The sequence below is a fragment of the Lysinibacillus sp. FSL L8-0312 genome (assembly GCF_038003285.1).
In the GTDB taxonomy this organism is placed as follows: Bacteria; Bacillota; Bacilli; order Bacillales_A; family Planococcaceae; genus Lysinibacillus; species Lysinibacillus fusiformis_D.
In genome coordinates, this window is the sequence record NZ_JBBOOV010000001.1 from 1,086,080 (window position 1) to 1,105,139 (window position 19,060).

Here is a 19,060-nt window from a genome sequence, read left to right on the forward strand (position 1 = left end):
AAACCATCCATAGCATTTTTGTGAAAGGTGAAAATGGATTTCCGTTGCAGGCTACTGCTTTCCTATCGGCGAGCGCCGAGCCGCTTCCGCTCCGTTTAGAGGCTCGCCTGTCTCACTATCCCCCTACCACTCCAATTCATATAAATGTTTCTTTTTAGCAAGGTTTTCAACTAAAGTGAAGTTATTCACTACCCTTTATGGAGATGTGTTGTCACTTACCACTTCTTCACATTGAAAATAAAGGGCTATTTTGTTCACTACGGCTCGTATGAAAGAGAAGGAAAAGACACTTTTACCACATGGTTGATTGGAGTGGAGCTAGCGTCACTAACGTCACAGGTGAGACCCTAGAGAGAACGCAGTGAGTGAAGCGGCTCATCGGACGCACGCTGGAAAGGGCGCTGGCGGAACGGAAATCAACCCTTCGCCTTGCCAAAAAGTCTTTTTCTGCTATTGCCATAATCTTATTTCAACAACATAAAATGAATGAATATTCATTTTCATTCTTACATTAAATGTTACCGCTATTTTTCTAGTAAAGCAATGTTCTATTATGAATTTTCTAATAAAACAGAAAAAACATGACTTAAGGATTGCTTGCAAGTTATAGCATCTTATTTTCAAAAGAATGCAAAATATCTTTCAATAATTGTCGGATAGCCAATGGTAAATGACGATTTTTTAAAGATACTAAATAAACATTGCGACTTAAATTTGCACCTTCAATCTCTTTTTTTACAATGGTTTTGGCTGTTGGTCCTTGCAAATAGTTTTCAGGTAATATCGTTATCCCTAACTGTTCACGCACTAGTGAGACAGCCGTTTCAAAACGTTCGATTTCAAATTGTATGTTGATGTTTTCCCCAGCCTTTTCAAACATCGTTAAAATATCGTGTCTTGTTTGAAAGCCCTCGGTACTAATAATAAATGGCTCTTCACTAATATCCGAGATGGTTAAAGTCTCTTTCCTGGCTAACGGATGGTGTAAGGGTAACACTGCAACCAACCTCTCTTCATATAAGGTTTGGACTTCCAACTCTGGATCATCCATTAACTGATTCGTTATGATTAAATGGGTTTTATAGCTTTTTAACGATTTCTTCACACGTTTACTGCCTAAAATATCGACTAAATGAATCTTCATTTGTGGATAATCCTTTTTATAGTTAGCGATTACTTTAGGCAACCAATGCTTGATCGATTCCATAACACCAATGGTGATGTCCCTCGTGCCATGAACAATGACTTCATCCATTTCAATTTTCAATACTTCCATATTTTTCACAATAACTTTTGCCCGTTCAAAAAGTAGCTCTCCAGCTTCTGTTAATTGCAGATTTCTAGTATTTCTCTCCAATAAGGGGGAACCAATCTCTTGTTCTAATTTTTTGATAGCATTACTTAAGGAAGGCTGCGAAATATGCATTCTTTCTGCGGCTTTCGAGAAATTTCTTTGTTCTGAAACAGCAATAAAATAGTGTAGTTGTTTAATATCCACTTAATATAATCCTCCTTCATTTATAGTTAAAAGCTATAAGTTAATATTAATTATATATTAGTAATTATAATTATGTGAATATATAATGAATTACAACAATACTTTTTCTACAATAATTTTAACAATGGGGTGAATAGGATTATGTACACACTGACAGATCAAAAACAATGGAAAGGCCGTATAGATTCAACGACAAATACAAGCAGTTTTCGTTTACATCAACAAGTAAAAAGATTGGCGATTAATGATGTAAGCGCTTCAGATAAGAAAAGGGCTGCACTCGTTGGTTTTATTTGCGATGAAGGGGTACGTCGAAATCAGGGTCGTTTAGGAGCAGCCAATGGACCGAACGCACTACGGGAAGGACTAGCTAGTTTACCGTGGACATTTGAGGATGATCAACAAATCATTGATGTTGGCAACATCGTTTGTCTTAATCATGATTTAGAGGAAGCGCAGCGTGAGCTTGGTGAAATTGTCGGAACAGTATTGCAAAAAAAATGTCCATGTATTGTGCTTGGGGGCGGTCATGAAACACTTTATGGCCATTATTTAGGTGTTCGTTCGGCATTATCAAAGGATGCTAAAATCGGCATTATTAATATAGATGCTCATTTTGATTTACGACCATACGATGAACAGCCTTCTTCTGGTACTATGTTCCGTCAAATTTTAGAACAGGATCCATATGCTGATTATTTTGTTGTCGGTATTCAACGCTATGGCAATACAAGAGAACTATTCGAAAAAGCGGATGAATTACAGGTAAAGTATGTGTTTGAAGATCACATGACAGTAGCCAACCAACAGCAATTATTGGATGAGCTACAACACTATATGGATCAACATGATTATGTTCTTTTAACCTTATGTATGGATGTCTTGAATGCAGCGTTTGCTCCAGGTGTAAGTGCACCTTCACCGTTTGGGCTTGACCCATCAACGGTACGCACGATCCTACAAAAAGTCACTGCACATCCCCATACACATTCATTTGATGTTTGTGAGGTCAATCCGTTATTAGATGAAAATGGACGAACGGTTAAATTAGGTGCTTATTTTGTGTATGAAGCACTGAACAACTTACTTAGGGGGCAAGGCTCATGATCGAAATTAATCAAATAACAACGGTGTTTTTAGCCGTCGCACTCTTTGCATTGGGAAGCTTTCTTATTAATAAAATTGGATTTTTAAAGCGATTTTGTATTCCAGCTCCGGTGGTAGGTGGTTTATTGTTCGCTGCTCTCGCTACCATCTTAAAAACAACTGGTGTTCTAGAAATATCGCTCGATACGTCCTTGCAAAGCTTATTTATGATTACGTTCTTCACAACGATTGGCTTAGGGGCAAGCTTTAAGTTAGTGAGACTCGGAGGAAAATTATTAGTTATTTATTGGCTAGCCTGTGGCTTCCTTGCTTTAATGCAAAATGTCATTGGGGTATCACTTGCCTCCCTCATGGGGATTCATCCTTTAATCGGAATGATGGCTGGTGCTGTTTCCATGGAAGGTGGTCATGGGGCTGCTGCCGCATTTGGACAAACATTAGAAGATTTGGGCATTTCCTCAGCCATGACGATTGGGGCTGCTGCCGCAACTTGTGGTCTAGTTGCTGGTGGATTAATTGGTGGTCCGATTGTCAAATATTTAGTCGGTAAATACAATTTAACACCTGATGAACAAGAAGCTGAAGCAGTCGAATATGAAAATAAACACGAACAAATTACATCTGACTCGTTCTTTACACAAGTCTTATTGATTACGTTCAGCATGGCTGTCGGCACATATGTTGGGACATTATTCTCAGAAGCAACAGGCTTCGTCCTACCAGGCTATGTAGGCGCAATGTTTGTGGCTGTATTAGTACGTAATATTATGGATAAAGTTAAACCTCAAGCAATTAATATGAAAAGCATTTCATTAATTGGGGATGTAACATTAGGCGTGTTCCTTTCAATGGCATTAATGAGTATCAAATTATGGGAAATTGCTGATTTAGCGCTACCATTATTCATCATCGTTTTTGTGCAAGTATTCTTTATTGTCGTATTTAGTATCTTCGTTTTGTTTAAGCTACTCGGCAAAAACTACGATGCAGCTGTGATGGTAGCTGGTTTTGCAGGACATGGGTTAGGGGCAACACCAAATGCCATGGCAAATATGTCAGCTGTTGTGCAACGCTTCGGACCTTCTCAAAAAGCCTTTCTTGTTGTACCAATTGTCGGCGCCTTTTTAATCGACGTGTTTGGGATTCCTATTATTATTACAACCATTAATTTATTTAAATAAAAGGAGCTGTGCAGTCTCTAGAAGACAATTGCACAGCTTTTCTATTATTGTAATATCTCACTCACTGTAACAAATTCATAGCCTTGTTTCTGTAAATAAAGAATGACATTTTCTAAACCATTCCCTGTCGTTTGATGAATATCATGCATTAAAATGATACTGCCATCTTTTACAGAGGCTTTCACATACGCTAAAATTTTATCCGCATTATGATGTTTCCAATCTAGTGTATCAATCGACCATAAAATCGAAGGGATCGTCATGAACGAGCGCACTTGATCATTTGTCGCCCCATACGGTGGACGGAAAACGGTTGGGTATTGGCCAATGGCTGTATAAATCGCATTACTTGTGCCATTGACTTCTTGTTTAACCTCCGCTATGGATAAAGCCGTTAATTTTTTGTGATTCAAGGTATGGTTGCCAATTTCATGCCCAGCCTCATAGACTTGCTTGACGATAGCAGCATTTCTTGACACATTTTTTCCTACCATAAAGAATGTAGCCTTCGCATCGTATTTATTTAAAGTCGCCAATATTTGCGGTGTTACCTTGGCGTTAGGCCCATCATCAAATGTTAAAGCTACACGTTTTTTAGCACCCTTCACTACTGGCACACCTTTATTATACACTTTATTATCGGTTAGCTGAATATTGGCTAGCTCAGAAGCTTTGACATACCCTTTTTGGTCGCCCGCTTCTACATAGGCCCAGCCTGCAAGCGTTATGTAATACTGGACAGCTGTATTATTGGCAAGTGTACCAAGAACTTCTCCATGCGGGCTAGCAGTTAAACGTAATTCAGCACCAGCCACAGCGTTGATTCGTTTCTTCGTTGGAACAGGTTTTTTTAAAGCATTTGTTGCCACATATCCTATATCCTGCCCATATTGGACGAAAGACCAGCCTCCAGGTGCTGTGCCATACACATAAATCATGCGTCCTTCATAAAGCGATCCTGCCTGCTGTGCATTTTGGCTTGGCGCAGTAAATAGCGTCGCACCACCCTTTTGAATGACTAAATAGCCGACAGACTTCAACTTGACTAAAACATCAGATGGCACAAAGCCTGCCTGCTCTGGCGTTTGAATATGTGTCCACCCTTTGCTTGCTTGCGTCACTGTGACAAAGTGTCCCTTCGCCAATTCCCCCATCTCATTGCTAGTTTTGGAAGGCTTTTCATAAATGACCGTATCCTTCATCACTTTTTGAATTACCACTGGCCCTTCAGCACTTGCTGACAATTGCCCAGCAAATAAACACATCATCAATGTCAACACGATTGCATAGGGTAAAAATTTTGTCATTGTTCTTCACCGTCCTTAGATGTCTTCCCATGTCGTTTGCTAAAAAAATGCTAAGAATTAACTATCATTATAGAGTAACCATTCAGACCAGAAAATAGTAGTAATCGACTAGATTCCATCTTCCAAGACCCTTCACATCTGTATAATATTAACCTTACTACATTTCTCCTTCCCTTTTTTCTATAAAACTATGCGTAAATTATGATAATGACATGTTGAGCCCTCCTTTTTGTGGAGTGATTGAGTGGCTCGCTCCTATTTTGGAGCGAATTCCCCAGAGCTTCCCCAACCATGAGGGCATCTTCCCCGCATCAATAAGCAAAGGGCTACAAAAAGTAATCGTTTTGCTTGATCCAGGAGAGACTTCCCTCAAAAATGGATTATCTAGCACCATCGCAAAACAAGAAATGTCTTCCTTTCAAATAAGACGTTGGAAACGATGAAAAAGTTGAGATGTTTTCATCTTTTTTCCACTTACAGGGCATCATAGGCAGTTAAAGCATCTTCGATATGAGGGGGTGGCGTCCAAACATAGGTCGGGGCATTGGTTGTAATGAAAAGAAATGATTTTCCTTCTTTTTCGATAATGGACGCCAGACAGAGCCCTGCTTCTGGTGTATATCCTGTTTTCCCTCCTAGTATGGGGCCATCTACACTAGGCACTTTTGTAAACAACGAGTTTGTGATAATTAATTCATTAGGCACATGGGTTGTATAGCTTTTCGAGGTAAATATTTGATAAAAGATAGGGTTTTCTAACGCATAGCGTAGAAGCTTACTGATATCCCGCACGCTAGATACATGTGCCTCATCATGTAGGCCACTGGTATTAACAAAATATGTATCATGCATGCCTAATTCCTGCGCCTTGTTATTCATCAAAGTGACGAATTTGTCCTCACTGCCTGCGATAGCATCTGCAAGAGTTCCTGTTGCATCGGCACCTGAGGCAAGGAGTGTGCCATATAATAAATCCTCCATTGTTACAAAGTCTCCTGCTTGAAAGCCTGCCATCGAAGCATTTTGGGCCGTATAGTTGGCAATCGTTTGAGGTTCTACAATTGTTTGTCTTTGTAAATCCTCTGTCATCTCTATGGCAACGATGGCTGTCATAATCTTGGTTAAGGAAGCTGGATAAATAATAGCATCTGCATTTTTTTCGTATAATACTTCGCCTTGTTCATTGAGCAATAAAGCATTATGACTATGTAATGATGGCAGTTCTAGCTGAGCGCGTTCATATATTTTGTTTGTATAATAAAATAAGAAAACCACGATACAAATACAACAACATAACATCCATTTTTTCATAAAAAAACGCCTCCTACACATTATAATAGGTGGCATTTCTGAATATTCCTTGAGAACAATGTGATGAACTCAAATATCTTTATATGTACTAATCATCTTCGATATTAGAACAAATTCTTGAGATTTCTTTATTGGTTGACTTGAATAATACATCTTGAGTGCCTTTTTTTATTAAGTCCTGCATAGACACCCTGTAAAATTCGCCCAGTCAGACCATGCGAGACAATAATCACTTTTGGGAATTGTTGAATCCCGTCAAGCCAAGATGTTAGTCTGCGCACAACAGTCTCATAACTTTCTCCATCCGGTGCACGAAAATACCAATTAAAGGCATCCGTGTTCGTTAACGATAGCGTATATTTTGTATTATATTACCATATCAAGCATAACTCATTAACTTTTATTGTTTTTATGGACATTTATATGATTATTTACTGTAACATGAATCGTTATTATCCGTGGTAAAATACAAGCACACACTAAAATAATGGCAAACCATTTTTTCATTCGTCTACTCCTTATCTTAAAAAGTGTTATCAAAAAGCTTTTCTGATAGGCCCTGTAAAATATCTTGCTCCTCAAAAGTCATCAATTCTTCTTTCGAGATTGTTGCCTGTTGAATCAATCGGTTTGATTGGATCGTCACCAATTTTTCAAACAGGTTTCGAATATAGCGACCATTCGAGAAATTAGGAATTGTTTCAATTGGCATTTGGCGTAGCTGCACTTTCATATGTTGGGCAAATGCTTCTCCGAATTGATAATCATTCGTTTGACAAAGCATAGCAAAAATAGCAAAGAGTTCATCGGTGCTAAAATTATCGAACTGGACAAAATGATTAAAGCGAGATTTAAAGCCTGGATTAGCTTGTAAAAACTCCTCCATAAGCTCTGTATACCCAGCAACGATAATTACTAAGTCATCACGTAGATCCTCCATTGCTTTTAATAAACTGTCAATCGCTTCCTTACCAAATGCATCCTGTTTATCATGAATTAATGAGTAGGCTTCATCAATAAAGAGAACCCCCCCCTTTGCTTTGTTAACAACTTCCTGAACCTTAAGTGCTGTTTGCCCTACATATCCAGCGACCAATCCTGCGCGATCTGTTTCAACAAAATGTCCGCTTGATAACACGCCAAGATGCTTGTAGATTTGGCCAATAATGCGTGCCACTGTTGTTTTACCTGTCCCTGGATTGCCTGAGAAAACAAGATGATACGTAATTGGAAAGCTTGTTAATCCATGATCGACACGCAGGCTTTGGATTTTAATGAAGTTTATTAAATTATGTAATTCTTTTTTTGCGTTCGGCAATCCTACAAGACTGTCCAATTGCTTTTGTAGTTTAGTAATCTCCTGTTCGATTTCAGGTGTAATGCGCAATCGTTCATCATTGATAAATTCACCACTGTAAATGATTTTGCCATCTTCATTAAAATAATCGCCTCGTCCATGTTTTTTGCCATGAACCAATTCCCCTCTATAGGAAGCCTGTCCATTGGCATAATAAAGCGTTCCATGCCCTGTCATCTTATCTTCTTTAAACTGTCCTTCCGCTTCCAGCATACCCTGCCTAGAAAAAACTTTCCCTTTGCCATGTTTCAGATCTTCAAAGAAATGACCCTCATAGTGGCATGTTGTGACACCACGGGCAAGCTCTTCAGCCGTTGGTGATTCTGTCGGATAATAGAGCTTACCAGCCCCTTGCATATGATGCCAAATAAAATCACCCTCATATTGTAAAAACCCATTTGGATAATACTGCTTGCCTTTTCCTTTTTTCATGCCATGTACAAAATCACCCTCATACTGTGGCTGATTTAAATGAGGATATTGTGCCCGCAATGCTTGATAAGGAGCCGTCACATCCTCTTCATAATATAAGATGCCATAGCCATCCATTAAATCATTGCGAAAATGACCCTCATAATGCTTTTGACCATCCTTATATAAAATGCCATGACCCTGTTTTTTATTTTGAATGAATTCTCCCTGATAAATAAGTTGCCCTTTTAAATACATGATGCCATTGCCTTGCTTCATATGATTGACGAATTCCCCCTCGAATAAGAGCTCGCCATCTTGATCAAAAAGCATGCCTTTCCCATCATAGATATCATGGCCAAAATCATTTTTTTTGACGCCGCCTCGATACATAATAGTTCTATCTGGATAAAATAGTTCTTTTTCTGCATAATTATATGTCATTTTATTGCCTTCCTTTATCATTTCAGTATATGCTCAATTATAGCGTGGAAAAGAATACATATGTGCGAATTTTTAGAATTTAAGGAGACGAGTATGAAAAAAAGATACAAACTACTTCTAGGCATTTTACTACCATTACTTATTCTGTATATCTCAACGATGCTACTAACAAGGGACACCGATTTTACAACAGAGGTAACAGAGCGTCTCGATTTGAAGGAAATTCATGAAATTGAAGTCATTCGTTCTTCGGATGAAAAAACGATCATGCTTACAAATAAAGCAGAAATCGACCAAATAATGCAGCCATTAAAAGACCTGCCATTAAAAAAAGTATGGTTTGCTAAATCCGATTTTAAAGAAGCTTATTGGCTGACGTTATCGATCAATGATGACAGGGAAATCGGTTTACGTATAGATGATAATCACCATTTATTCGTTTATTTATATGAAGAAAATTATATGAAAGATTACAAGCTCAATCATGATGTCGATTTGACATTCATTGAACAACTTTTTCAGTAATAGTAAAACCCGTGCTTAAAATTGCGCGGGTTTTTAAATACAATGATAATTTTGCTGCATTGCCTGTATAGTTTCTATCATCTCTTCTCTCAGCTCGATTGGCTCCAATATCTCTAGATCTGCTCCCTGACTTAAAAACCACCTATTGATGTCGTTTCCAAACACATTTGCTTCAAATAAGTAGGCATGATCATTTTGCGATACGAGCTTGGCTGTCGGAAATCGATTGAAAACAGTTTGGGGGTACTTTCCTCTATAGAGAAATCGTATAGGCTCACTAACATCAATCAATGGCTGATCCTTGTGGAGCTCACCTATTTGAAATGTTTTATCCTGTTCACGAAGATGCTGAATACGATCCATTCGGTAAACAGTTGGACTATCTTGATTATCTGCTAGAACATAAAAATAGGGTGCTGAAAAGATCACAGCTAGAGGCTTTACCATCTTTTCAGTCGAGATACATTCTCCCTCAGCTACATAATCAATTGTCATGACCTTGTTCTTTTGAATGGCTTCTGAAATGCTCCAAATGAATGGTACTAAGGATTGGTTATGTTGTACATCTACCTCTACCGATTTTTCCTTTAATAGTATTTGAGCATCCTGATCTGCTGCCACAATAGAAATAAGCTTCTCCAACAGTTCATTCATCTCAGTCTTACTAAATGCTCTTGATTGAATTAGTATTTTAATAATAACTAATACTTGTTCTTTAGATAAACGATTATGATCTGTTTGTATTAGTTTATATACTTTTTCTGTACGAACATATTGTAAGCGGCAATTGAGTTTAGCCTTTCTCAGATATGTACGAATTTCGTCGATATCCCGTTGTATGGTTTTTTCACCAACCTGATGTGTCAATGCTTCCTGCTTCTTGTTGATTCCTTGGCCATCCATCAATCGATCAAATATCGAAAGAACACGATAGCCTTTGCTTTGTTGTGAATCTACCATATATCCCACTCTTTCTTCTATCATGCCCAACAGATTCTAAGTTGGGCATCATTAACCTTTACTACCATAACCATTATACCTTATCTGCATAATAGGTATTATACGCATCTTATGATAAAACATCATTAAAGCAGCACAATAGACTGTATTTTTAACATAATTAACTAAAATTTTACAATAAATTCGATAAACGCAGCATTTTCGCAATAAAATAAAGTAAAGCCGTTGATTTCCGCTACAGGCGCAGTCAAGCTATTTCCCTCCGCTTCGCTTTCACACAGAAAACGTCCTCTCAGTCCAGAATCTCAACTTCCGCTTCTCCCGCAGGAGTCAGCGCTCTTCATTCCATCAGCTTCTACATAAAGAACTCCAACTACATATGTTGATGAAAAGCAAGCGTTTGAGGTGACCAAGCCTACCAAAATGTACAGAAAGTAAGAACTCATTCAACTTCCTATTTGGGGATTCTATGTGAAGGAAGCTGAACATTTACGATAGTTCAATAACATCAAACAAATCAAAGAAACCATTAAGCATGGTTTTACGGATGCGATGGGTAACTTTAAGAAGTCTAAAAAAATGTTCATGCACGCGCTCTTTTGGTAATAGTTTACCAAATATTGAATATGAAAGAGAGAAAAAAATGACAAAAGCCATCGAGAGCATATCAAACTTCTCGATGGCTTCTATCCCCCAGTCTGAAACTGTTATTTAAATCTCACAGCCGTTCCATATACCAACACTTCTGATGTGCCATCCATTACAGATGAAGTCGCATAACGGACACCTACAATGGCATCTGCTCCCATTTGTTGGGCTTCCTCTATCATTGCCTGTGTGGCGATTTCGCGAGAACGCACAAGCATCTCAGCATACTCTTTCATCTCGCCACCCACAATATTACGAAGACCAGCTATCATGTCTCGACCGATGTTTCTTGATTGAACAGAATTTCCTCGCACTAGTCCTAAAGTGTCGATAATGTCTTTTCCTGCTATCACGTCTGATGTAGCTAACAGCATGATTATGCCTCCTCGTTGTTCAATTTTTGTACGGCTTCCACAGCCTCTTCAATGGAAGACGTTATAACGCCATTACGTTTAATTAACCCCACAACAAATAGATTACGGTAAACGAACTGATTCTCTAGCCCATCTCGGATTAGCGCCTCTATTTTTTGCATATTGTCTCGTCCTTGCTGACGAACATCTGTCAGTACACCAATAATAGGACGATTCAGCATAGAGAACGCACCAATTTCAGCGGCCACACCTGAATCAATTTCAACCCCATCCAATACAGCTATCAATACATCACTATTTTGCAGCATTTCTAAATCTGCTTGAGCAATGGCTAAGCTATCTGCATAGGCTGATTTATCATTGATAGCATCGTTTTCCTGTGGTACGTATAAAGCGATGTCTGGCACGGCCTCCCGAATAGCTGCTGCCAATTGCTCATTGACGAAGCGATCTCCTAAAGAAAATAATCCGTTTGCTAAATATGCTTTCATGTTTAAAACTCCTTAATCGAATGTTTTTTCAAATATAATTTTATGTCTTCCTTTTTCATCAAGAAATGTTGAAACGATATCAAAGCCATGTTTGAGATTGGTAATGAGCATGGCTTTGCGTGTATTTCTACCATATGTACGAACTTTTTGAAATCCTACTTCCTGAATAGCCGCATGCTGCGCCTTCATTAATTGACTAGCAATACCTCGCCCCCGCATTGTCACATGAACACCACCCAACCAACTATAAAAAACGCCATCTGGATGTGGATAGCCCAGTTTAAAGCCGAATAGCGCCTCATCTTCAACTGCCAATAAACAAAGAAGACCTTCTTTCTTTTCTAGCTTTTCGACTGGCAGTTTGGCACCGTCAAAGACGTGAGCATGAATTTCCTGTAATGGCTCAAGCCAAGCATAGGGTATGCCTTCAATCGTCAAAATATGCATGTTCATCACCTCTGTCTGTCATTATAACAGTTCTATAGCCTGATGAAAAAGGCGGCCTTCTGCTCCGAAAGCAATCGTTGCTATCACATAAAAGCAACTATTTTAACCATTTTTCACCCATCCTATTTTCGTCATCCGTCAAATTCAGTATACTTGACCCACATAACAAACATACGTAAGGAGGAAGTCTTATTGACATTATTTACTAGTTGGCTAACAAATTCACTACGCCCTTATTTCGGTCTACATATGCTAGAAAATCATTGGGACACACATCAAATTCGAGAAGATTACTTTATTTGCTTCGAGGGGGATGTGATTAAAAAAAGAATTTTCGTTAATGAGCATAGCTACCAGGAAGCTGATGTGGACATTTTAACACGTAATCGTGAAATGATTGTCCCACAAACCGCACGTGGAAAGGAAAAGAAATTAAATTACACAACGATTTCTGCCGTGAAAGCAACAGGTGTTATTTTTTCTGCTGGTCTAGGCAATGAACACCAGCCATCAAGCTATATTACAGCTCGCAATGCAAAAACATATTATCAGCTTCCGCTTACAGGTTTTGAGCATTTAACGACTAAGTCGGCGATCATGGATTGGCTACTGCAATTTCCGACTCAGCTTCCTACAGATTACGCAGACAAGCTAAAAAAGCTGACAAAGATGAAAAGTTTACGTTATAAGGCTGTACCAGGCGATATTTTTCGTGTAGAGATTGATCTATTCGTCAACGGCTATGTGCTGGTTATTGGCGATTTACGGCAAATGCAAAAAGATCAGTTATTTGCAGAAGATAGTATTTGGCATAATGTGATGACTATGCCTTTATTTATTCGTCCCTATCTGTTGACCACGACAGAGCGTTTGCCTTCTCTTGAGGAAATTACCGCTGCTCCATTAGCTTCCCAAACACAAATCGTCATGGACGACTATTTTATGAGGGGCTGCTATGAAAAACTTGGTCATAAAACGTTAACAGAAGACGATATTTTATTCCCTCTAGGTTACGGACAGACTCTCCACTATGGGAAGGAGCCTCGTTACCGTCTTTCATGGGGCACAGGAACGATTAGCAAGCCAGCATCTATCACTACATTTCAAACAGGCAATCGTTTTACAAACCACGGTGTCTCTGCAGGCGTTGCAACTGATTGGTTGAAATCAGAGGAAGAAAATGTATCTAGATCACTGGCTCATCCGTACTATCATAAAGAACATCAACAGGCATTCGCTGAATTTGGCTTACCAGCAGATATTACTTATGATGAATTTAATCGTCAAACTGGCGGATTAACGCGTCATGAATATCTTCATTATCTCCATAAATCCGAAAATCGCTCACACAAAAAATAGAGGGAGTATCGTCAGGCTCCCTCTTGTCATTTTGTCGATGGTTGATTTCGCCCAATTATGACTTATAATATAAAGATATCATCAACCACTCCATCACTAGAGGTGCATTTTGTATGTATTTTGGCATTATTCCACTCATTCTTTTTGTCATTTTTCTCATTTCTTATTTAAAAGACCCAAGAAAAATGATCAATGGACTATTATTTAATCTATTTATTTGTTCTTTTCTGTTATTCTGCGTCATCGCATCTTTAGCATCTGACCATTACTTTTTAAGGCTCATTGTTATTATCCCTTTTATTGCCCTATTTATCTTGATTCCTTTTGGCATTCTTGCCTTAATGTTTGGTTTATTTTTAAATGCGAGAGTATTGATGAAGCGAGAAGGTCGACGTTTGGCCAATTCTTTAACATTACTGGTCGCCATAGGCATATTGCTATTTATCCTCTTACCGATTATCTATCCAGCGAGTGTGTTTTCAATCCACCTCCAACCGATCTTTGGTGGGATCTCGCTGATCACGTTTTATTTCTTTATCCATTTATCTAATTTTTTGTCCGCCTATTTTCTTTATCAATTCAATCGACCAAAGCTGAATCAAGATTTTATCATCGTGCTAGGAAGTGGCTTGATCAATGACAAAGTACCGCCGCTGTTAGCTAGTAGAATTCAAAAAGCAATGGATTTCTACCATAAGCAAGCGGCTGTTACTACGCCACCAACCATTATTTTCTCTGGTGGACAAGGTCCTGACGAGAATCTACCTGAAGCTGAAGCAATGCAACGATATGCGATTGAAAAAGGCATTCCAATTGAGCATACTTTACAGGAGAACAGCTCTGTCAATACCTATCAAAATATGTTATTTTCTAAACAACTGATGGATGATCGGAAACAAGGTAAGGACTATAACAGTATTTTTACGACGAATAACTTCCACCTATTTCGCGCTGGTATTTATGCAAGACTTGCGGGCTTGAATAGTCAAGGCATAGGATCAAAGACAGCCTTTTATTATTGGCCAAATGCCATGATTCGTGAGTATGTGGCGATTGTTGTGATGGGACGAAAACGACATATGAAAATGATTGGACCTATTGTTGGCATTTCCATCATCTTATCTTTATTTAGTTTTTTCTTTGTATAATGTCTTTCATATGGATTCGCGCACTCTCTATAGGAAGTGTCACGAATCCTTTTATGATTGGTCACACCATATAGTTCTTCATTTTTTGCTCAAATACCGTCTCGTAGTAGTATTTACGAGGATAGCTTTGTTCCTGCAGTACCTGATAGAGAATAGATTGACCTTCCTCGTAGCGAATGCCCTCATCACAATTGTCAAATAGTTTCCGAGATAACTGTCTTACTAGACAAACATCCTTCGCTGCCACCCTCCAGCCAAATCGAATTAAATCCTGCTGATCTAGTGGATCACGATAAGTATCAAGTACAATACAGGCATGCGGCAGATGCTTATTAGCAAATACTAAAACATGCCCTGTATGAATGGACTGATCAAAAAAACGTTCGTAAATTTCTTTTATTGGCACTTGGATATTAAGCACATCCATAATGGCTTGCAACGTTGGCTGAGGAATATAATGATCATTTTCCTCATCTGGATAGTCAAGCAATTCCATGATGGAAGCCATTATCCAAAAATCATAGGTCACTTCCAATGACCTCCCTTTTTTATTGCTGCAAACAGCTGATTTCTTGTTCAATCCTTTGTATAAGATAGGCTAGATTCGACTGCCATTCTAGCCAACTCTCGGACTCTCTCCATAGTTCTGTCATTTCTCTCCCTCCATGCTGATCAGGCTTTTCATCTTGAATGTCCTTTAGATACTGTAAAATAAATGTCAAAGAGTCTTCATTTGCTGTCCAGTGCACTTGTACATTCTTACTTTCGTAACCATAGATTTGACCTGTATCAAGATATTGGCAATAAAGCTCTGCCAGTGCCATAGCGCTAATATCGTAGAAAAAATCGATATCCTCAAAGTTGTCTCCAAAAAAGCCTTTATTTTTCATCATCTGGACAATGCTCCACAAGGTAATCTGACTCGATTCTTTGTGATGCTTCATAAAATCTTGTAAAAAGCCCACTACATCCAAACCTTCGTCACTTTCCAATGCTTTGTATCCCCATGCACCCATTTCCCTACACTTCTCCCTTCATCTATCTAATTAAAGCTTTTCGCAACCATTTGTATTTAAAATTAGCACACCATCAGCGCACATTACTAGGGGGCGTCTCCCAATGAACATGTCAACAGCAAACGATCAAATTAGAAGCATGCTAGAGCTCGTTCCATATGGTTGCGCTATCAGGATTGTCTAACAGAATATTGTCTTATGAGTTGGCGTAGCTAGTCCAAATTTACAGATAGGAGCCAAAGTAAAACTGCATCTTATCTTGCGAATAGCCATCTTGTCCTCTCCAGGTAGCCATTGACATAAAATCCGTTCCACGTCCACGCTCCTTGCGATAATCATCCTGTGATACTAGTAAACCAGCATAGCCCCAGATTTCCATCACAGCATCTCGTTCATATTGATTGGACTTAAATACATCCTTCCAGCGCTTCTCAAGCTGTCTAGCTGCATCCGTCTCATTACAGGATTCTATTGCCGCTATCATCTGTTTTACTATCATTATATCTTCCTCACACACCGTAAACGTCTCTTGTTCTTTCACTAAACATTCTAAATCTAGCAAACAATATAAGAGCCAATTGAGACGAACACCTCCCCACTTCATTCGTTCAAAATTAAGCACATTTAAATCTTCATTTACATATTCTTCATTTGACATGATTTTCTGCTCATTACAGTACCCACAGCCACTATAGGATACTAATGTAACAGGTCGCTCATGATACGTGTGGATTAGTAGGTCATGGGTAAGAGCCCAGCTGGATAAGGCACTGCGCAAATATACTTTACGCGTCGATAAGCTATGCAAAAATGCTGTCACCACAAGCTCCTTTGTTACACCTTCTTCATGAAGATGTCGTAACCTCTGTACACATTCATCATGAGTAATGGTTAATCGGTCAAACATCAAGCCCTTACTTTTGGCATACTGAAAATCTTCTTCTGTATAAGTATATCCGCCTGACCGCCATCTACCTGATTGCCAATAGGTTTGCATTAAAATTTTTTTTGCTTTCTGATCCATTGCACATTCCTCACTATCTATCACAGAATTTCAACTTTTCCTGTAGTATTTCTGCCATCTCTTTCCATGGTCGTTTCCAATAGGAGCTCGCTAGTTCTTCTTCTGTTTGTTCTAGCCAATACTCGCCTTCCATCAGTTCAAACATGTCCATCATGGTTATAGGTGCACATACTGGATTGGCTAACGCTGCAAGCATGGGCTCTGGTCCATCATCCCAATTATAGCCATTCACAATGGCATGCAAAATGACAGCTGATGACACCTTACTTATTTCATGGCACATTGTATCAAGGGATTCCTCATATAAAATGGACTCCACTTGCAGCTGTTCTGCTGCCTGCAAGGTCAGTCGAATGGCTCCAGGCGTATCCAGCAATAAATCCGCAATCCCTCTATGGTCTCTTGCTGCATACCAAGCTGTAGCGGTAATCCCCTCAGGCGCCTGTAAATCTACACCCTCAGCAAGTAGTAATGAAAGTACCTCTGCTTGCTTAAATTTTACAGCCTTTTTAAGCGCCGTATCACCTAGCTTATCTCGTACCTCTAAATCAATATTTTGTGCCAATAGCAGCTTGATTGCTTCAAGTGGCATTCGATTTGTTAGGAAAAGCATTAACGGCGTTCTCCCACGTACATCCCGCTCATTGACATCCAGCTTGCTTACCGCCTCTCGCACGCGCTCAATATCCTTAGTTTTACACACCTTCGCCCATTCCATTTAACTGCCCTCCTTTCATAAATCCATCCATTGCAATAATTTCTGCAGCTCATTTTTCATCGGTGCTTCTTCTTGCTTTAGACGTTGTGCGATCTTCTTGGAACTACCAAATATTCGATATAAAATAAATGCACGCTGGTAGTCTTCTTTTTTCTCCAGTTCTTGCACAAGTGCCGTAAGTAAGTCTAACCCCTTGATGTCCATGCCCTTTAATGGCTTAGCCGATTCACTCCCACCTAATAGAATAGCTACGAACACAGGCATCACCTCCACTGCTAGGCCATGTACCTCCTGAAAAGCCTCGGCATAAGCATCCTGCACAGATTGATGCTCTGTATCCACTAGTGCCATATAATGTTCAACGAGCGGGAAATAAGCCTTACTATAGAGACCTAAACCAAAGACCGCATAGGTGCCAGGCATCGCTGATTTTTCGCTCGGCTCGACATCTTGATACCATGCAAATTCCTCCATAGCAATCTGTGCATAATTCGCTACTAACGGAAAAAGGCTAGGATATTCAAGGCAATTGGCAAAAAACTGATGGAGCTTTGACTTGGCTAACTTTTTAACAGGAAGGTAATTTTTCACTTTACTCTTGAAGGTTAGCTTATAGCCCTTTGGAAAACCTTCCTGCAACAGTTGAATGATATAATGAAGCGCTTCACGATAAGCCGCTTCCTCTTCAACTATTACTCGTATATCAATTGTCTGTAAAACATCATTTGCTTGCCCTTGGAACATCTCACGCTTCCGTATGCTTTCAAAACGACCGCTTCCTTTTTGCAAATAATCAACAGCTTGCTGTGAGCCCAACTGTTTGGCAAGCTCGAGATACTCTAAACGGGTAGCTGGCTCTTTTTGACCAATTTTCAATGCTACATAAAGAAAGAAATTTAGCTTTTCCTGCTCCAGTTGCTGTGCCATATCCTCAGTTTTCAGCACCCACTCTTGGATGTAATCCCCTGTTTGTTCAAAATAGTACGGTAAAAAATATTTCTCTGCCCAGTGCTTAAACGCCATTGTATAATAATAAACCCATTGGTCTAGACGCTCTTTATTGGCACGATGTTTTACTTCTAGTTGACAAATAAGTGGTTCGATTTCACTGGCTGACTGATGAAAAAAATGCGGATTGACTAAATACTGTGCAAAGAAAAATTCATCATGATCACTTGGTCGTATAGGTAGCTCAGCCATTACCTTTGTTTCAATAAATGTGGCCAGCTGCTCTTTCACTAACGCTAGCTTATGATCATGGAGAAGCTTTTTCTGATAGCTAAGCATCGTCCCGTCATGCTCAAATTCAAGGACTACTTGAAAATGGTAATCAAAAAATCGGAAACCATATTGCTCGGATTGAAACAACGTCTCCATTTTTGTACAGAGAGCCGAAAAAAGCTCCTCTATCTGATTTACTTTGGTAAACTCCTGTATGTATGGACCTGCTTCTACCCTATAGGCACTATCACTCCAACTAAATGGCTCATAGACATCAATAAAGATATTGCCATTAGGACTTTTCCCTTTTTTCCAGGCAACTTTTAAATAATGAAAGACACCTGCTTGTAATTTACTTTGTTCTTTTAAGTCCATTATCCGTTTACTTTCTTGTTGATAAACAGCTGTGAGTTGTTCCCACACAGCTGCTAGAAAATGTTCTACACACTGTTGCAATGTCTCACCCTCCCTTTCTACTTTTAGAGAAAAATCTCCCGCTAAAAAGCCTTAGCG

Annotated in this window: 18 protein-coding genes and 1 pseudogene; 5 read left to right on the forward strand and 14 right to left on the reverse strand. The window is 39.1% G+C overall.

Annotation, left to right across the window (positions count from 1 at the left end; all coding sequences use genetic code 11):
- Positions 1 to 604 precede the first annotated feature (604 nt).
- Positions 605 to 1,498, reverse strand: coding sequence for a LysR family transcriptional regulator (locus MHI22_RS05715; protein ID WP_340811336.1), 894 nt, complete (start codon positions 1,496 to 1,498; stop codon positions 605 to 607).
- A gap of 141 nt (positions 1,499 to 1,639) precedes the next feature.
- On the opposite strand from MHI22_RS05715, the gene hutG reads away from it, so the two are divergent.
- Positions 1,640 to 2,605: a formimidoylglutamase gene (gene hutG, locus MHI22_RS05720; RefSeq protein ID WP_340811337.1), complete on the forward strand. Its 966-nt coding sequence runs from the start codon at positions 1,640 to 1,642 to the stop codon at positions 2,603 to 2,605.
- Positions 2,602 to 3,786, forward strand: a complete 1,185-nt coding sequence (gene gltS, locus MHI22_RS05725; protein WP_058843652.1) for a sodium/glutamate symporter — start codon at positions 2,602 to 2,604, stop codon at positions 3,784 to 3,786. Before hutG ends, gltS begins: the two co-directional genes overlap by 4 nt.
- A gap of 44 nt (positions 3,787 to 3,830) precedes the next feature.
- On the opposite strand, the gene MHI22_RS05730 is transcribed toward gltS, so the two are convergent.
- From MHI22_RS05730 to MHI22_RS05745, 4 genes and pseudogenes are all read right to left on the reverse strand, one after another.
- Positions 3,831 to 5,093 carry a polysaccharide deacetylase family protein gene (locus tag MHI22_RS05730; protein ID WP_340811339.1) on the reverse strand — a complete coding sequence of 421 codons (1,263 nt, stop codon included), beginning with the start codon at positions 5,091 to 5,093 and terminating at the stop codon, positions 3,831 to 3,833.
- Between the two features lie 474 nt (positions 5,094 to 5,567).
- Complete coding sequence (locus tag MHI22_RS05735; RefSeq protein WP_036117134.1) at positions 5,568 to 6,404, reverse strand: D-alanyl-D-alanine carboxypeptidase family protein; 837 nt, start codon at positions 6,402 to 6,404, stop codon at positions 5,568 to 5,570.
- A 128-nt stretch (positions 6,405 to 6,532) separates the two neighbouring features.
- Positions 6,533 to 6,691 (reverse strand): annotated as a pseudogene (locus MHI22_RS05740) (histidine phosphatase family protein); the annotation flags it as partial.
- A gap of 236 nt (positions 6,692 to 6,927) precedes the next feature.
- Positions 6,928 to 8,616: an AAA family ATPase gene (locus tag MHI22_RS05745; RefSeq protein ID WP_089932690.1), complete on the reverse strand. Its 1,689-nt coding sequence runs from the start codon at positions 8,614 to 8,616 to the stop codon at positions 6,928 to 6,930.
- Positions 8,617 to 8,709: 93 nt separating this feature from the next.
- On the opposite strand from MHI22_RS05745, the gene MHI22_RS05750 reads away from it, so the two are divergent.
- Complete coding sequence (locus MHI22_RS05750) at positions 8,710 to 9,141, forward strand: hypothetical protein (RefSeq protein ID WP_036117138.1); 432 nt, start codon at positions 8,710 to 8,712, stop codon at positions 9,139 to 9,141.
- Positions 9,142 to 9,174: 33 nt separating this feature from the next.
- Here MHI22_RS05750 and MHI22_RS05755 read toward each other — a convergent pair whose 3' ends face one another.
- The 4 genes from MHI22_RS05755 to MHI22_RS05770 all read right to left on the reverse strand — a co-directional run bounded on the left by MHI22_RS05755 (position 9,175) and on the right by MHI22_RS05770 (position 12,061).
- A complete protein-coding gene (locus tag MHI22_RS05755) occupies positions 9,175 to 10,101 on the reverse strand; it encodes a helix-turn-helix transcriptional regulator (protein WP_082673695.1) in 927 nt (308 codons plus the stop codon).
- A gap of 707 nt (positions 10,102 to 10,808) precedes the next feature.
- Complete coding sequence (locus MHI22_RS05760) at positions 10,809 to 11,123, reverse strand: YbjQ family protein (RefSeq protein WP_036117142.1); 315 nt, start codon at positions 11,121 to 11,123, stop codon at positions 10,809 to 10,811.
- A 2-nt stretch (positions 11,124 to 11,125) separates the two neighbouring features.
- Complete coding sequence (locus tag MHI22_RS05765; protein WP_058843648.1) at positions 11,126 to 11,614, reverse strand: nucleoside 2-deoxyribosyltransferase; 489 nt, start codon at positions 11,612 to 11,614, stop codon at positions 11,126 to 11,128.
- Between the two features lie 12 nt (positions 11,615 to 11,626).
- Positions 11,627 to 12,061, reverse strand: a complete 435-nt coding sequence (locus MHI22_RS05770) for a GNAT family N-acetyltransferase (protein ID WP_058843647.1) — start codon at positions 12,059 to 12,061, stop codon at positions 11,627 to 11,629.
- A gap of 192 nt (positions 12,062 to 12,253) precedes the next feature.
- Here MHI22_RS05770 and MHI22_RS05775 point away from each other — a divergent pair, with 192 nt between their 5' ends.
- Both MHI22_RS05775 and MHI22_RS05780 read left to right on the forward strand, forming a co-directional pair.
- Positions 12,254 to 13,420, forward strand: a complete 1,167-nt coding sequence (locus tag MHI22_RS05775) for an immunity 26/phosphotriesterase HocA family protein (protein WP_058843646.1) — start codon at positions 12,254 to 12,256, stop codon at positions 13,418 to 13,420.
- A 113-nt stretch (positions 13,421 to 13,533) separates the two neighbouring features.
- On the forward strand, positions 13,534 to 14,568 hold the full coding sequence (locus MHI22_RS05780) for a YdcF family protein (protein ID WP_058843645.1): 1,035 nt from the start codon (positions 13,534 to 13,536) through the stop codon (positions 14,566 to 14,568).
- A gap of 61 nt (positions 14,569 to 14,629) precedes the next feature.
- Here MHI22_RS05780 and MHI22_RS05785 read toward each other — a convergent pair whose 3' ends face one another.
- From MHI22_RS05785 to MHI22_RS05805, 5 genes are all read right to left on the reverse strand, one after another.
- On the reverse strand, positions 14,630 to 15,097 hold the full coding sequence (locus tag MHI22_RS05785) for a hypothetical protein (RefSeq protein WP_036116918.1): 468 nt from the start codon (positions 15,095 to 15,097) through the stop codon (positions 14,630 to 14,632).
- A gap of 19 nt (positions 15,098 to 15,116) precedes the next feature.
- A complete protein-coding gene (locus tag MHI22_RS05790; RefSeq protein WP_036116920.1) occupies positions 15,117 to 15,584 on the reverse strand; it encodes a DUF4259 domain-containing protein in 468 nt (155 codons plus the stop codon).
- A 223-nt stretch (positions 15,585 to 15,807) separates the two neighbouring features.
- Positions 15,808 to 16,608 carry a hypothetical protein gene (locus tag MHI22_RS05795; RefSeq protein WP_036116923.1) on the reverse strand — a complete coding sequence of 267 codons (801 nt, stop codon included), beginning with the start codon at positions 16,606 to 16,608 and terminating at the stop codon, positions 15,808 to 15,810.
- Between the two features lie 13 nt (positions 16,609 to 16,621).
- Positions 16,622 to 17,326 carry a DUF4274 domain-containing protein gene (locus MHI22_RS05800; RefSeq protein ID WP_036116926.1) on the reverse strand — a complete coding sequence of 235 codons (705 nt, stop codon included), beginning with the start codon at positions 17,324 to 17,326 and terminating at the stop codon, positions 16,622 to 16,624.
- A gap of 15 nt (positions 17,327 to 17,341) precedes the next feature.
- Entirely contained in the window at positions 17,342 to 19,003 is a 1,662-nt protein-coding gene (locus tag MHI22_RS05805) for a DUF6138 family protein (RefSeq protein ID WP_340811344.1), read from the reverse strand.
- Positions 19,004 to 19,060: the final 57 nt, after the last annotated feature.